General features: G+C 42.0%; 14 protein-coding genes. All 14 read left to right on the top strand.

Annotated features, from left to right (window positions below; all coding sequences use genetic code 11):
- The first annotated feature begins 114 nt into the window (after positions 1 to 114).
- Positions 115 to 975 carry a 5-bromo-4-chloroindolyl phosphate hydrolysis family protein gene (locus CRENPOLYSF2_RS08310; RefSeq protein ID WP_087143491.1) on the top strand — a complete coding sequence of 287 codons (861 nt, stop codon included), beginning with the start codon at positions 115 to 117 and terminating at the stop codon, positions 973 to 975.
- Positions 976 to 998: 23 nt separating this feature from the next.
- Positions 999 to 2,225, top strand: a complete 1,227-nt coding sequence (locus CRENPOLYSF2_RS08305; protein ID WP_245807948.1) for a toxic anion resistance protein — start codon at positions 999 to 1,001, stop codon at positions 2,223 to 2,225.
- Between the two features lie 13 nt (positions 2,226 to 2,238).
- Positions 2,239 to 3,336: an SPFH domain-containing protein gene (locus CRENPOLYSF2_RS08300; protein WP_087143489.1), complete on the top strand. Its 1,098-nt coding sequence runs from the start codon at positions 2,239 to 2,241 to the stop codon at positions 3,334 to 3,336.
- A 422-nt stretch (positions 3,337 to 3,758) separates the two neighbouring features.
- Complete coding sequence (locus tag CRENPOLYSF2_RS08295; protein WP_087143488.1) at positions 3,759 to 4,145, top strand: hypothetical protein; 387 nt, start codon at positions 3,759 to 3,761, stop codon at positions 4,143 to 4,145.
- A 118-nt stretch (positions 4,146 to 4,263) separates the two neighbouring features.
- The gene (locus CRENPOLYSF2_RS08290) at positions 4,264 to 5,409 is read left to right on the top strand and encodes a TFIIB-type zinc ribbon-containing protein (RefSeq protein ID WP_087143487.1); all 1,146 of its coding nucleotides are present in this window, start codon (positions 4,264 to 4,266) and stop codon (positions 5,407 to 5,409) included.
- Between the two features lie 818 nt (positions 5,410 to 6,227).
- A complete protein-coding gene (tviB, locus tag CRENPOLYSF2_RS08285) occupies positions 6,228 to 7,487 on the top strand; it encodes a Vi polysaccharide biosynthesis UDP-N-acetylglucosamine C-6 dehydrogenase TviB (protein WP_087143486.1) in 1,260 nt (419 codons plus the stop codon).
- A 3-nt stretch (positions 7,488 to 7,490) separates the two neighbouring features.
- Positions 7,491 to 8,525 (top strand): SDR family oxidoreductase, encoded by a 1,035-nt coding sequence (locus tag CRENPOLYSF2_RS08280; RefSeq protein ID WP_087143485.1) that lies wholly within the window; start codon positions 7,491 to 7,493, stop codon positions 8,523 to 8,525.
- Positions 8,522 to 9,412 (top strand): glucose-1-phosphate thymidylyltransferase RfbA, encoded by an 891-nt coding sequence (rfbA, locus tag CRENPOLYSF2_RS08275; protein ID WP_087143484.1) that lies wholly within the window; start codon positions 8,522 to 8,524, stop codon positions 9,410 to 9,412. Before CRENPOLYSF2_RS08280 ends, rfbA begins: the two co-directional genes overlap by 4 nt.
- Positions 9,409 to 9,957 (top strand): dTDP-4-dehydrorhamnose 3,5-epimerase, encoded by a 549-nt coding sequence (gene rfbC, locus CRENPOLYSF2_RS08270; protein ID WP_087143483.1) that lies wholly within the window; start codon positions 9,409 to 9,411, stop codon positions 9,955 to 9,957. Before rfbA ends, rfbC begins: the two co-directional genes overlap by 4 nt.
- Entirely contained in the window at positions 9,950 to 10,864 is a 915-nt protein-coding gene (gene rfbD, locus CRENPOLYSF2_RS08265) for a dTDP-4-dehydrorhamnose reductase (RefSeq protein ID WP_217884084.1), read from the top strand. The genes rfbC and rfbD overlap by 8 nt, the downstream gene beginning before the upstream one ends.
- Entirely contained in the window at positions 10,861 to 11,916 is a 1,056-nt protein-coding gene (gene rfbB / locus CRENPOLYSF2_RS08260; protein WP_087143482.1) for a dTDP-glucose 4,6-dehydratase, read from the top strand. The genes rfbD and rfbB overlap by 4 nt, the downstream gene beginning before the upstream one ends.
- Positions 11,917 to 12,055: 139 nt before the next feature.
- Entirely contained in the window at positions 12,056 to 12,937 is an 882-nt protein-coding gene (locus tag CRENPOLYSF2_RS08255; protein ID WP_087143481.1) for an Rpn family recombination-promoting nuclease/putative transposase, read from the top strand.
- Between the two features lie 11 nt (positions 12,938 to 12,948).
- Positions 12,949 to 13,107, top strand: a complete 159-nt coding sequence (locus tag CRENPOLYSF2_RS18810) for a hypothetical protein (RefSeq protein ID WP_176371067.1) — start codon at positions 12,949 to 12,951, stop codon at positions 13,105 to 13,107.
- A gap of 169 nt (positions 13,108 to 13,276) precedes the next feature.
- Positions 13,277 to 13,528, top strand: a complete 252-nt coding sequence (locus CRENPOLYSF2_RS08250; protein ID WP_087143480.1) for a UPF0175 family protein — start codon at positions 13,277 to 13,279, stop codon at positions 13,526 to 13,528.
- Positions 13,529 to 13,751 lie beyond the last annotated feature (223 nt).

Here is a 13,751-nt window from a genome sequence, read left to right as displayed (position 1 = left end):
CTTACGTGAAACTTGTTTATGGGGGCTGTTATTCGACATTTAAAGAGTGACTGAGTACTAGCGCCGAGCGCTGGTAAAAAGCGATAATCCGCATTATTGTGACCGAGGTTTACCGTGACCGAATTAAATACGCTACGCAAAAACCCCAAACGTTTTGTTAAGCAAACTAAAAATGCGTTGGCTAGCAGCGGTTTGCTGCTTTATGTGCTACCTTTCTTATTGATCCCCGCAACCATTAAAGCATTTGCCACTGGCAACCTGCTTGGTATTGTAATGAATGCTGGCGGTTATGCGGCATTTTTATTAGCGGCGCAATTATTACGGCGTGGCCTACACGCCGAAGCCATTTATAAAGAGAAACGTATTGCGCGTGCGCCCAAATGGCCATTAAAAACCATGGCGGCAGGCATTATTGCCGTTACGACATTTACTTTAGCCTGGCTTGGGGCACATAACTCTTTTTTTGTATCAATAGCGTTTGGTGGTGGTGCGTTATTAGGTATGTTTTTAAGTTATGGTTTTGATCCGCGTGCGCTAAAAATGGTCGCCGATAGCCATGGCTATACTGTAGAAGAGATTAGCACAACGATTGAAGCGGCTGAAAATACAATTTTAAGTATCGAAAATGCCAATGATAAAATCACTAACCGTGAATTTAATAGCCGTATTGAACGTATTTGCGAGACCGCCAGAAATATTCTCGACGAAATGGAAAAGAATCCTGGCACAATCCGTCGCGCCAGAAAATTTTTATTGGTTTATTTAGATGGAACTAATAAAGTCACTAATGGCTACGCCAATACCCATATGCAAGCCGATACACTTGCATTAGAACAAAATTTTCGCACCGTGCTGGACAGTATAGAAAGCGTATTTAAAGAGCAAAAACACAAGCTGCTGCAAGAAGATTTATACGATTTGGATATTCAAATTGAAGTCTTGGCCAAGCAGCTTAAACATGAAGGTATTGTTTAATATATCCTTAAAAGAAGGAATACATGATGAACGAAGAGCAGTTAAATCAATTAGACGCAACCACAACAATACACGAAACAGCCACAACCGTCGTAGCGCCAGTGCAAAATAAAGTGCTAACAGACAACCTGTCCGATGCCGCAATACCACCTGCACCCGTAACAGCGGCCAATCCAGTTATTACCCCACCCACAGAAGTGGGTAAGCTAATGACTGAAATTAACCTCGAAGACAGTCAAACTATTTTACATTTTGGCAGCAAAGCACAAGAGCAGCTCACAACTATCTCCGATAAGATGCTGGACGGTGTTAAAAATAAAGACCTAGGGTCAGCAGGTAGCGATCTTAACGCGATGGTGGCTATCATCCGAGGCTTTGATATCGAAGGATTAAATCCCAATCAAAAACCGGGGTTTTTTGATCGTTTATTAGGCAAGGCCAAACCGGTTGCCAAGTTTATTCAAAAATATGAAGACGTACGTAAGCAAATAGACAGCATTACTGACGCGCTGGAGATTCATAAAACCACGCTGCTGACTGACATTGCCAGTTTGGATCGTTTGTATAATGCTAATTTGGATTTTTTTCAAACCCTGGAAAACTACATTAAAGCGGGCGATGAAAAGCTCAAAGAGCTGGATAATCAAACCATTCCAAATAAACTTATCCAAGCTGAAGCCAATGAACAAACCTTAGCTGCACAAGAGCTACGCGATTTGCGTTCGGCACGCGATGAATTGGATCGTCGGGTACATGATTTACGCCTAACCCGTCAGGTCGCCATGCAAGGCTTGCCGGGTATTCGCTTAATACAGGAAAATGATAAAAGCCTGATTAACAAAATTAATTCAACACTGGTCAATACCATCCCCTTGTGGCGGCAACAATTGGCCACTGCCGTGACTATTTACCGCTCAGCGCAAGCCGCTGATACAGTAAAAGCCGCTACAGATTTAACCAATGATTTACTCAAAAGCAATGCTGAAAACTTGAAACAAGCCAACGCAGAAACCCGTAAACAGTTAGAGCGCGGCGTGTTTGATATTGAAACCATTAAACAGGCAAATACCTTGTTGATTGAAACCCTAGAAGAAAGTTTAGCCATTGCTGAAGACGGTAAAAAAGCCCGTGCCCAAGCGGTTATTGAGTTGCAAACCTGTGAAGCGGCCTTACGTAAAACATTGTCTGCGGCTAAAGCAATGCGCCCTACACCGACAACACTGACTGAACCCGTCACGACACAGCAATAATCAGGAGATCCACATGGGCTTGTTTGGCAAAATATTAGGCGAATTTGTTGACGTTATCGAATGGACAGATAACGCCAGTGATACGATGGTGTATCGCTTTGAACGTTACGGCAATGCCATAAAATACGGCGCGATGTTAACAGTGCGTGAATCACAAACCGCTATTTTGGTCAACGAAGGCCGTATTGCCGATGTTTATCAGCCTGGTTTATACAAGCTGGAAACCAACAATATGCCCATTATGACCACGCTGGAAAGTTGGTCGCATGGTTTTAATAGCCCGTTTAAAGCCGAGGTATATTTTTTTAATATGCGCCGCTTTACTGATTTAAAATGGGGCACTAAAAACCCCATCATGCTGCGCGATAAGGAATTTGGTGCGGTTAGATTACGGGCTTTTGGCACATATACAATCAGAATTAAAGATCCTGAAATGTTCAGCAAAGAAATTGTCGGTACTAATGGTCATTTTGTCACCGGCGAAATCAGCGATCAATTACGCAATCTGATTACCGCTCGGTTCAGCTCTATATTGGGTGAATCTAATATTCCCGTGCTAGATTTAGCCGGTAATTATGATGATTTAAGTGCGTTTATCAGCACGCGTATTGCGCCGGAATTCCTGGAATACGGTTTGGAAGTCAGCCAGTTGCTGATTGAAAATATCTCGTTGCCTGAGGAGGTCGAAAAGGCGCTGGATAAGCGTACCAGCATGGGAATTGTCGGCAATTTGAATGATTACACCCGTTATCAGGCAGCAGAAGCCATGCAGACGGCAGCAGCTAATCCAAGTAGCGCGGCATCGGCTGGCGTGGGTATGGGCGTAGGTTTCGGCATGGCCAATGAGTTAAGCAGGGCTTATAGCGAGGCGAGCAGACATCAGGCGACCCCTCCGCCATTACCAAACGCGCCACAGCTGTATGTGGCCATTAATGGCGAACGCACGGGGCCTTTTAATTTAACAACGGTTAAGCAGAAGATTCAAAGCGGCGAGATTACCCGTAGTACTTTGGTTTGGCATGATCCTATGCCGGAATGGATAACGGCTGAAAAATTAGAAAATTTGGCGGGTAGCTTTTCTAATTTACCGCCGCCGATTCCTGGGGCTTGAAGACGAGTTATGAACATAGTACAGCGTTTTCAACTTAGGACAGTTACAGCCACCGTTCGTGCTGAGCTTGTCGAAGCATGAACGGCACACTTCGACAAGCTCAGTGCGAACGGTTACGCTGTAACTATTGAACTGTGAAAACGCTGTATACCCCTCAGAGCCGAAAAAAAACCTATCCAGGAATGCTTGCTTCGTACCTATCTAGTACTCAGTCATTTTTACTTTGTCGAGTACTATAAAATACTCCGTTTGTCCTGAGCTTGTCGAAGGACTTGTGGCTCATGGTTCGACAAGCTCACCACGAACGGTTTTTTAAAATTCACACTCGCCAAAATAAAATTGACTGAGTACTAGGCCATTTATAGGTAGCTTTTAAAGCAATGATACAATAAGTAACTTACCAATTAGGTGGATAAAAGCTCATGGCTTATTCGATACCGCGTGATGCATTTCTTTTACTGGAAGAGGCATTTAATCATGACAGGCAAAAAGCAGAAATTTTTGCGAAAGCCATAAAAGAGTCTATTCAAGCGATTGAACATCGTTCTGAAGAACAAATGACGCATAAAAAAGAATCTCTTAAATCAGAATTATATAATGAGCTAAGAACCGAATTAGCCACTAAAGAATTTGTTCGGGCGGAAATAGCCACTGCTCGTGCTGAGCTAAGTGCTGAGATCAGTGTAGTTCGATCAGAACTTAAGCAAAATACCTTGTGGTTAAAAATATTGGTTGGAATCGCTGTATTTGGGCTAACGTTATTTAACCCTCCATTCGTTAAGTTGGTTGAGTTGATAATGGCCAAGTAAGGTAACTTGCAATACATTTCCTACACTTCACTAATTTACCGCCACCGATTCCTGGTTAACACAGTGCGTTTATCTAAAATCCAGTCAAATATGCCTCTGCTAGCAACCCAGTAATATCGTGTTAAAACCTATAAACTCAGACGCCAAGCCGTCAAAAACACAGCGTTTCCCGTGCAACAAATGCGGTGCATTACTGACGTTTGCACCCGGAACACAGCACCTCACCTGCCAATATTGCGGCCAAGCAAATCAGATTGAACAACGTTTCGAAGCCATTCAAGAATACGATTTTCATCAGGCATTAATTGAGCTGGCACAGGCCAAGCCCGCCTCAGAAATTGCTGAAATACACTGTGCTGCCTGCGGCGCAGGCTTTAAATTTGCAAGCAGCGTTCATGCTGGCGAATGCCCTTTTTGCGGCACAACCATTGTCACCAGCACAGTACAAAGCAAGCCAATTACACCAAAATCTTTGTTACCTTTTAAAATTACCGAACAACAAGCTAAGCAACAATTTCAACATTGGCTAAAAGGTTTATGGTTTGCACCCAATAAAGTCAAAAAATACACCGACAACGATGCCAAGTTAATGGGGGTTTACATCCCTTATTGGACATTTGATAGTGCCACCGAAACCGCTTATTTGGGTGCGCGGGGCGATGTGTATTACGTTAACCAAGAAGTTGAGGTTGAGCGAGACGGGCGAGTTTTTACTGAAATTCGCCAAGTGCCGCAAATACATTGGACACCGGTACGTGGCAAAGTCAGCCGATTTTTTGATGATGTGTTGATTGGGGCTAGCAAATCATTACCTCGGCAAATTGTCGATCAGCTAGAACCGTGGGATGTGGCTAATCTGGTGCCTTATGATGAAAGCTATCTGAGCGGCTTTAGCAGCGAATATTACCAAGTTAACCTCGACCAAGGTTTTGATGAAGCCAAACACAAAATGGATAATGTAATTTATCAAGATATTGCTTTTGATATTGGTGGCGATCAACAGCGCATTGATCAACAAACGACGAGCCATAATCACACGACATACAAGCATTGTTTGTTACCGGTGTGGTCTGCGGCGTTTCGTTATCAACAAAAAGCCTATCGCTTTGTTATTAATGGCAGAACAGGCCGTGTACAAGGTGAACGACCTTACAGTGTCTGGAAAATTGCTTTTGCGGTTATTTTTGGGGTGATAGCGTTAGGTACAGCGTTGATAATAGCTCAGCAGTCCGGCGTATTGCAGCAAACACATTACTATCGATAGCCGCATTTAAATAACGTGTATTTATTTTAAACAATTGGCCTATTATTTGCATTAATATTTAACAAGTGCTGATTAGCGGTTTTAGCTGCACATTTTACTGTTTTTTACCTTAATTATCACAGTAGCCGCTTAAAATAACATTTTCTTGTTCATTATTTTTACATATTAGCCAAGCCTATTACCAGCGTAACATACTGTAATAAAATGACTTTACTTAGCATCCGGCGGCACGATACGTCAATTTTTTTTACATAACAGTCATAGTGATTTAATTAAGACATACAATAACACAGCTAATTGCAAAACCGGCCTTATCAAAAGCACAAAGGCTTAATTGAGAACAATACAATCATTTGATTTTATTATTCTATACAGGGAATCAGCTAAAGAGACCGTTAAAACACATACCACATTACACATTGTACGAACGCAGAAAATAGCCATTAACAGCAGGATAAACTGTAATTTTTTTACAAACACTGATAAATATTTAATTTTTAATGACCAATATCTTGATTTTGTCGTACATTGAACTAGTCTTATTCGAGTTAGCCACTATTGATTTTTACAAAAAATAACAGCCACTCTTTCTGTATTCAGTGTAGTTGTAAATACTTTCCAGAAATTCTGCTGTAACAGTCGATTGATATATGCAACACAAAAATTTTTACAAGCCGACGTAGCGTTATTTACGCTATATTGAGCAAGGTATTTGACATTATTCAAACTAAATTGACGCAAGTAATCTTAGCCAGTAATGAAGCCAGTACCACTGAAATTTAATCGACTGTGATAATTAATTTATTTTTGGACAACAAGTGAATACTAAAATTTGTATTGTGGGTTTGGGGTACGTCGGCTTACCTTTGGCTGTTGAATTTGGGCAAAAATACCCTACCCTGGGCTTTGATATAACCCAAAAACGCGTTGATGAATTAACCCAGGGCTATGATAAAACCTTGGAAATTGAACAAGATTATTTAACGAGAGTCGTTACCCAACATACGCTTGCGTTTACCGCCTCTATAAGCGATGCAAAAGACTGTAATATTTATATTGTTACTGTGCCAACGCCAATAGACGAGTATAAGCGCCCCGATCTTACGCCGCTGATAAAAGCCAGTGAGTCTATCGGCAGTGTATTGAATAAAGGTGATATCGTTATTTATGAATCGACGGTTTATCCTGGCGCAACAGAAGAAGATTGTGTACCGATTTTAGAAAAGTTTAGTGGCTTAAAATTTAACCAAGACTTCTTTTGTGGCTACTCGCCCGAACGCATTAACCCTGGTGATAAAGAACATACGGTTACCAAAATATTAAAAGTGACTTCCGGCTCAACGCCCGAAATCGCGCAACGCGTTAACGAATTATATCAATCGATTATTGTGGCTGGCACGCACTTAGCACCCAGTATTAAAGTCGCCGAAGCCGCCAAAGTAATCGAAAACTCACAACGCGACATTAATATCGCTTTTGTTAATGAGTTAGCCATTATCTTTAATAAATTGGGTATTGATACCGAAGCCGTACTGGAGGCTGCGGGTACTAAATGGAATTTCTTACCCTTTAAGCCAGGCCTGGTAGGTGGCCATTGTATTGGTGTAGATCCGTATTATCTTACCCACAAAGCACAATCTGTCGGCTACAACCCTGAAATTATTTTATCAGGCAGACGCTTGAATGATGCCATGGGGCTGTATGTGGCTAATCAAGTGATTAAGCTGATGATAAAAAAAGGCCAAAAAATTGAAGGTGGCAAAATACTCGTTTTAGGTATTACCTTTAAGGAAAATTGCCCCGATATCAGAAACTCTCGTGTGATTGATGTGATTAGAGAATTACAAGATTTTGGTGCAGATATTGATGTTTATGATCCGTGGGTCGATAAAGCCGACGTTAAACACGAATATAATTTGGAATTGATTGATAAAGTTGATTTGCAACACTATCAAGCAGTGATTTTGGCAGTAGCGCACAAAGAATTTAATACACTGATATTTAATCGCGTCACCAATCAAGTGGTGTTTGATATTAAATCATTTTTAGATAAAAGCTTGGTAGACGGACGCTTATAAAACATGCAAACAGTATTCGAAAAACTACGTGCTCGCCTGCAAACGCAGCAAAAAACCTGGTTAGTCACCGGTGCCGCTGGGTTTATTGGCTCTAATCTGGTTGAGTTTTTATTAGCGCATAATCAGTTAGTGGTTGGCGTGGATAATTTTTCAACAGGTTATCAAAAAAATCTGGATCAAATTGCCGAGGCGGTGGGTAGCCAGACTTATAAAAATTTCAGATTTATTGCAGGCGATATCAGCCAGTTGGAAACTTGTCAACGCGCCTGCCTGGCTGTCGATATTGTTTTGCATCAAGCAGCATTAGGATCTGTACCTCGCTCGATTGCTGATCCAATAAGCTCGAATTTATCTAACGTCACTGGTTTTTTAAATATGTTGACGGCGGCTAAAGATGTCGGTATCCAACGCTTTGTTTATGCGTCATCCAGTTCGGTTTATGGTGATTCAGAAGAATTACCTAAAGTGGAAGCCCGGACAGGTAATTTATTGTCGCCTTATGCAGTGATGAAATATACCAATGAACTGTATGCGAAAGTATTTAATAAGACTTACGGCATAGAAACCATCGGCTTACGTTATTTTAATGTTTTTGGTAGAAGACAAGATCCTGATGGCGCTTATGCGGCGGTTATTCCCAAGTGGGTCGGTTCGTTGTTAAAAAACGAAACTGTGTATATTAATGGCGATGGCGCAACCAGTCGTGATTTTTGCTATATCGATAATGTGGTGCAAATGAATGTATTGGCAGGAATGACTGATAATTCAGCAGCTTTTGGTGAGACATTTAATGTAGCGGTGGGTGGACAAACCACTTTAAATGAATTGTATGCGTTAATTAACCAAGAACTAAACCAATATGTAACGAACTTTACAACAAAACCAGCTAGTTATGTTGATTTTAGAGCAGGAGATATTCGACACTCCAATGCTAATATTACTAAAGCACACACCTTGCTCGGCTATGTTCCCACACAAACAATAAATGAAGGTATGACTCTCGCCATTGAATGGTATATTGCGGATGCGCAAATATGAATAATGTCAAAGAAAATCAAAATCGTAAGGGTATTATCCTGGCAGGTGGCAGTGGCACACGCCTGTATCCATTAACCTTAGCTGTCAGTAAGCAGTTAATGCCGGTTTACGATAAGCCGATGATTTATTACCCATTAAGCGTACTGATGCTATCGGGTATTCGGGATATTTTGATTATAACCACACCGGAAGATTCCACGCAGTTTCAACAATTGTTGGCAGATGGTTCGCAGTGGGGCTTGAATATTCAATACGCAGTACAACCCAAACCGGAAGGCTTGGCACAGGCTTTTTTGATTGGCGCGGAATTTTTAGGCAACTCACCGGCTACACTCATTTTGGGTGATAACATTTATTATGGCGAAGGTTTGTCTAAACGCTTGCAAGTGGTGGCTGAACAAGAGATCGGTGCTACGGTGTTTGCCTATTACGTTAAAGATCCAGAACGCTATGGCGTGGTAGATTTTGATGCCGAAGGCAAGGCGTTAAGTATCGAAGAAAAGCCAACTCAGCCGCGTTCTAATTATGCGGTTACCGGCCTGTATTTTTACGACAATAAAGTGGTGGATATGGCAAGGGAAGTGCGCCCTTCTGCACGCGGCGAACTGGAAATCACCACACTTAACCAGATGTATTTAGAAAGTGGTTTATTGCAAGTGGAAATGCTGACGCGCGGCACGGCTTGGCTTGATACCGGCACTTATGCGTCTTTGCTGGATGCGGCTAATTACGTGCGCGTTATCGAAGAACGCCAAGGTTTAAAAATCGCTTGCCCGGAAGAAATAGCGTGGCGTATGGGTTATATTGGCACAGAGCAATTACTGAAATTAGCGCAACCGCTTAAAAAAAGTGGTTATGGCGCTTATCTACTTGAATTGTTGCCATGAAGCTGATTGATACCACTATCCCTGATGTAAAAATCGTTGAGTTATGTCTCTTTGGTGACACGCGCGGTTTTTTTATGGAAACCTGGAATAAGAAAACCTTTGCCGGATTAGGCCTGGATTTAGATTTTGTACAAGACAACCACAGTCGTTCACGCCAAGGCATTTTACGTGGCTTGCATTATCAAATTCAGAATCCGCAAGGCAAATTAGTCCGTGTGACTCACGGTAAGGTGTTTGATGTGGCGGTCGATATTCGGCGCAGCTCGCCTTCATTTGGCCAATGGGTCGGTGTGGTATTGTCAGAAGATAGCCCGCAGATGTTGTGGGTGCCACCGGGATTTGCACACGGTTTTTATGTGATGAGTGAATCGGCTGATTTTCTTTACAAATGCACCGATACCTACGCACCCGAATACGAACGCAGTCTACAGTGGAATGATCCAACCTTGGCTATTAATTGGCCATTGGTAGATGGGCTATTACCTTTGTTGTCTGCTAAAGATGTACAAGGTGTAAGCTGGCAGGATGCGGAGATGTATGAATAATAATGATGTACCTATTAAAGTCTTACTTATTGGTGCGAATGGTCAGTTAGGCTCAGAATTGCAAGCAACTTGCCCTGAGAATGTCGTGCTTGTCGCCACAGATCGTAATACATTGGACATTAGCCAAGCGGCGCAAATTTCAACGGCATTAGCAGAGTGCCAGCCCAACGTAATTATCAATGCTGCGGCTTACACAGCCGTGGACAAAGCGGAAAGTGATGCGCAAAATGCGGATGCGATTAATCATTTAGCGGTAAAAAATTTGGCGCAAGCGGTTGCTGAGTGGAATAAAACTCAGCAGCAAGCGATTTATTTGCTGCACGTTTCTACCGATTTTGTATTTGATGGCCAACAATCAACACCTTATGCACCTACAGATACTACTAATCCACAAGGAGTTTACGGGGCAAGTAAGTTGGCTGGAGAAAAAGCGATACAAGCATATTGCCCCAGCGCTGGCACTGTTCGAACCTCATGGTTGTATTCGGTATACGGCAATAATTTTGTTAAAACCATGTTGCGCTTAATGGCTGAGCGTGATGCACTCGGTGTAGTAGTGGAACAAGTGGGGTCGCCGACCTGGACTCGCACGCTGGCTGAGACCTTATGGCAGTTTGTCGAACAAAAACCACAGGGTGTTTTCCACTGTTCGGACAATGGTGTGGCCAGTTGGTATGATTTTGCTGTTGCTATCCAAGAAGAAGCGTCAGCACTGGGCTTGCTCAACAAGACTGTAGCGATAACGCCGTTACGTACTGAACAATACCCTACGCCTGCTCGTCGTCCTGCTTACAGTGTTATGGACAAACGCAGTACAGAACAACAACTGGGTTACACACTACCACATTGGCGTGACAGCCTGCGGAAAATGCTGATTGAACTTAAACAACAAACGATAACACTATGACGACTTCTTATTGCCCGCACAATTTACTGGTTACTGGCGGGGCTGGCTTTATTGGTACCAACTTTGCCTATTACTGGTTACAGCAATATCCCGCTACGCGCGTAGTGGTGCTGGATGCGCTGACTTATGCAGGGTGTTACGAAAATCTATTACCCTTAGAGGGCCAGTCAAGCTTTCGTTTTGTTCATGGCAATATTCTTGACCAAGCTCTGGTAGAGCAATTGCTGCGCGATGAAGCTATCGACACGCTGGTACATTTTGCGGCGGAATCCCATGTGGATCGCTCGATTTATGGGCCTGATGAGTTTTTGAAAACCAATATTGATGGCACGCACAGTTTGTTGAAAGCGGCGAAAAAAGTCTGGTTGGATGAAAAATCTGACTTTGTGCATCGTTTTCATCATGTGTCTACCGATGAGGTATATGGTACGTTGTCGGCGACTGATCCGGCTTTTACTGAAATAACCCCGTATGCACCCAATTCACCGTATGCGGCCAGTAAGGCAGCTTCTGATCATATAGTGCGGGCTTATCAGCATACTTATGGCTTGCAAACTACCACTAGCAATTGTTCTAATAATTACGGGCCGTATCAATACCCAGAAAAATTGATCCCCTTGGCGATTTCTAATTTATTACAAGGCAAGCCCGTACCGATTTACGGTGATGGTCAGCAAATACGTGATTGGCTGTATGTGGATGACCACAATCGTGGTATTGATTTAATTATTCGTAACGGTCGGGTAGGTGAAACGTACAATATTGGTGGCAATAATGAGCAGGCCAATTTAAGTTTGATTCATGAGCTGTGTGCATTACTGGATGCGAAATTCCCTGATTCAGCAAATGTGCCACACAATCAGCATATTGTTTATGTCACCGACAGACCGGGACATGATCGTCGTTATGCTATTGACAACAGTAAGATTTGCAGTGAATTGGGTTATGTTCCTGTGGAGACTTTTCAATCGGGTCTTGCGAAAACGCTGGATTGGTATTTAGAGCGTCCAGAGTTTTGGCAAGATGATGTTAAGTTGTTTGGCGCGCATTGATTGTGATATTTGATCTGGTACAGTGTAAACGCACAACCAAACAATAAAAACCTGATTTTGGATTATCTGCGCGAAGCTTTGGCTTTTTTCGCGCCGGAAAACGGGCGAAAATTCTTGGCTTTTGATTTATGGATACACAATGAAATTCCTTGATGTAAAAACTGACTTTGCTTTTAAAAAAGTTTTTGGTAGTTCGGACTCAAAAGATATTTTGATCAGTTTTTTAAATTCTGTAATTGAATTTGAAAACCAGCAGAAAATAAAAGATTTGACTATAGTTGATCCTTACAGCATTCCTTTACTAAGGGGTATGAAAGATACCTACGTTGATGTAAAAGCAGAGCTTAGCGATAACAGCCGCGTTATTATAGAAATGCAAGTTCTAAATCATGAAGGGCTGGAAAAACGGATTCTCTATAACGCTGCTAAGAACTACTCGATACAACTTAAAAAAGGTGATGCTTATCATTTGCTCAACCCAGTGATTGCGTTAACGATTACTGACTTTACACTTTTTAAAAACAGTGAAGAATTAATCAATACTTTTAAGTTAATAGAAAAGAAACAATTTATTGAATACAGTGATGATATAGAACTGATATTTGTTGAGTTACCAAAGTTTGTTAAAACTGAAGCAGAACTTGAAACTATTCAGGATAAATGGCTGTACTTTATAAAAAATGCAGGGGATTTGGATTATATCCCCCATAATCTTGATCAGGAACTGGACAAAGCCTTTAACATTGCTAACGAAGCTAACTTGAGTGTGGAAGAGCTTGAACTCCAGCACAAAAAAAAGGACTGGATTTACATTCAAAAAAGTTCAATAGAATTTGCTACAAAAACGGGTTTACAACAAGGTTTGGAGCAAGGTTTGGAGCAAGGTTTAGAACAAGGTGCATTGAGTGAAAAAACAAAAATAGCCTTAAATGCTTATCAAATGGGCTTGCCTGTACAAACAATCAGTCAATTGACTGGACTTGGTGAAGATGAAATATCATCTATTTTACGAGAAAGTTAATTTTTAGTGATATGCATGTTGAGACGATTGTTGGCATCTTTTCTGGGCTGGATAACATGTTGGAGCAACTGCAATTATTGCCGGTTGAGAAACAGGAAGATTTGATAGCAGTAATTTTTGACTGGATTGATGTGAGTGATTTAACTGAGTGGCTAAAACAGCACGGATGAAACTCAATTGGGGCTGACTTCTTTGATTGCGCCACCCATGTTGCCAAGAATGTCGTTACGTTATGTTGTGGGCAAAAAAGCCTGCCCACCCTACAAGGCTGACTTTGGCGCATGGATTGAAACAACGCGGTGTAGCATTTTTTAATTTGTATACATTTGGAGATTAATCATGCAAATAGCAATCGACTTACCCAATGATTTCGTTGCATTTCAGGCTGTGACCGATATTCAGCAAGAAGTTCGTACTTCTTATGCGCTTTGGCTTTACCAGCGAGAGAGGGTAACGCTTGCTAAAGCAGCAGAACTGGCAGGAGTCAGTCTTTATGACTTCATGGGTATTTGCAAGGTAAACCGAATACCCGTTATGGACATTACGCGTGATGAGCTACTTGAAGAGCTGAAGGGATTTAATTTAATATGATTCTGGTTGCAGATGCTTCTGCGCTGATTGCTCTCGCAACTTGAGAAAGCCTCTCCTTGCTTGAAGCGCTGTTTGGCAACGTATTGGTGCCCGAAGCCCTTTTTTCTGAAGTAACTGCACTTGATAAGCCGCAATCTGAGCGTTTGCGAAACTATTTGTATGGCAAGGTTCGCGTGGTGGATATGCAGCGTTATGTTTATCTGGACGCTTTTGCCGATGCTGG

Origin of the sequence: Crenothrix polyspora (genome assembly GCF_900163755.1) — a bacterium.
Taxonomy (GTDB): Bacteria; Pseudomonadota; Gammaproteobacteria; order Methylococcales; family Methylomonadaceae; genus Crenothrix; species Crenothrix polyspora.
The sequence above is the reverse complement of the archived record's forward strand: the minus strand, read 5'-3'. Positions and strand labels throughout refer to the sequence as shown.

Excerpts from the sequence above, each read along its gene's own strand:
- rfbC (WP_087143483.1), top strand. The coding sequence starts at position 9,409 with ATGAAGCTGATTGATACCACTATCCCTGATGTAAAAATCGTTGAGTTA.
- rfbB (WP_087143482.1), top strand. The coding sequence starts at position 10,861 with ATGACGACTTCTTATTGCCCGCACAATTTACTGGTTACTGGCGGGGCT.
- CRENPOLYSF2_RS08300 (WP_087143489.1), top strand. The coding sequence starts at position 2,239 with ATGGGCTTGTTTGGCAAAATATTAGGCGAATTTGTTGACGTTATCGAA.
- CRENPOLYSF2_RS08295 (WP_087143488.1), top strand. The coding sequence starts at position 3,759 with ATGGCTTATTCGATACCGCGTGATGCATTTCTTTTACTGGAAGAGGCA.
- CRENPOLYSF2_RS08255 (WP_087143481.1), top strand. The coding sequence starts at position 12,056 with ATGAAATTCCTTGATGTAAAAACTGACTTTGCTTTTAAAAAAGTTTTT.
- rfbA (WP_087143484.1), top strand. The coding sequence starts at position 8,522 with ATGAATAATGTCAAAGAAAATCAAAATCGTAAGGGTATTATCCTGGCA.
- rfbD (WP_217884084.1), top strand. The coding sequence starts at position 9,950 with ATGAATAATAATGATGTACCTATTAAAGTCTTACTTATTGGTGCGAAT.
- CRENPOLYSF2_RS18810 (WP_176371067.1), top strand. The coding sequence starts at position 12,949 with ATGCATGTTGAGACGATTGTTGGCATCTTTTCTGGGCTGGATAACATG.
- CRENPOLYSF2_RS08280 (WP_087143485.1), top strand. The coding sequence starts at position 7,491 with ATGCAAACAGTATTCGAAAAACTACGTGCTCGCCTGCAAACGCAGCAA.
- CRENPOLYSF2_RS08305 (WP_245807948.1), top strand. The coding sequence starts at position 999 with ATGATGAACGAAGAGCAGTTAAATCAATTAGACGCAACCACAACAATA.
- CRENPOLYSF2_RS08250 (WP_087143480.1), top strand. The coding sequence starts at position 13,277 with ATGCAAATAGCAATCGACTTACCCAATGATTTCGTTGCATTTCAGGCT.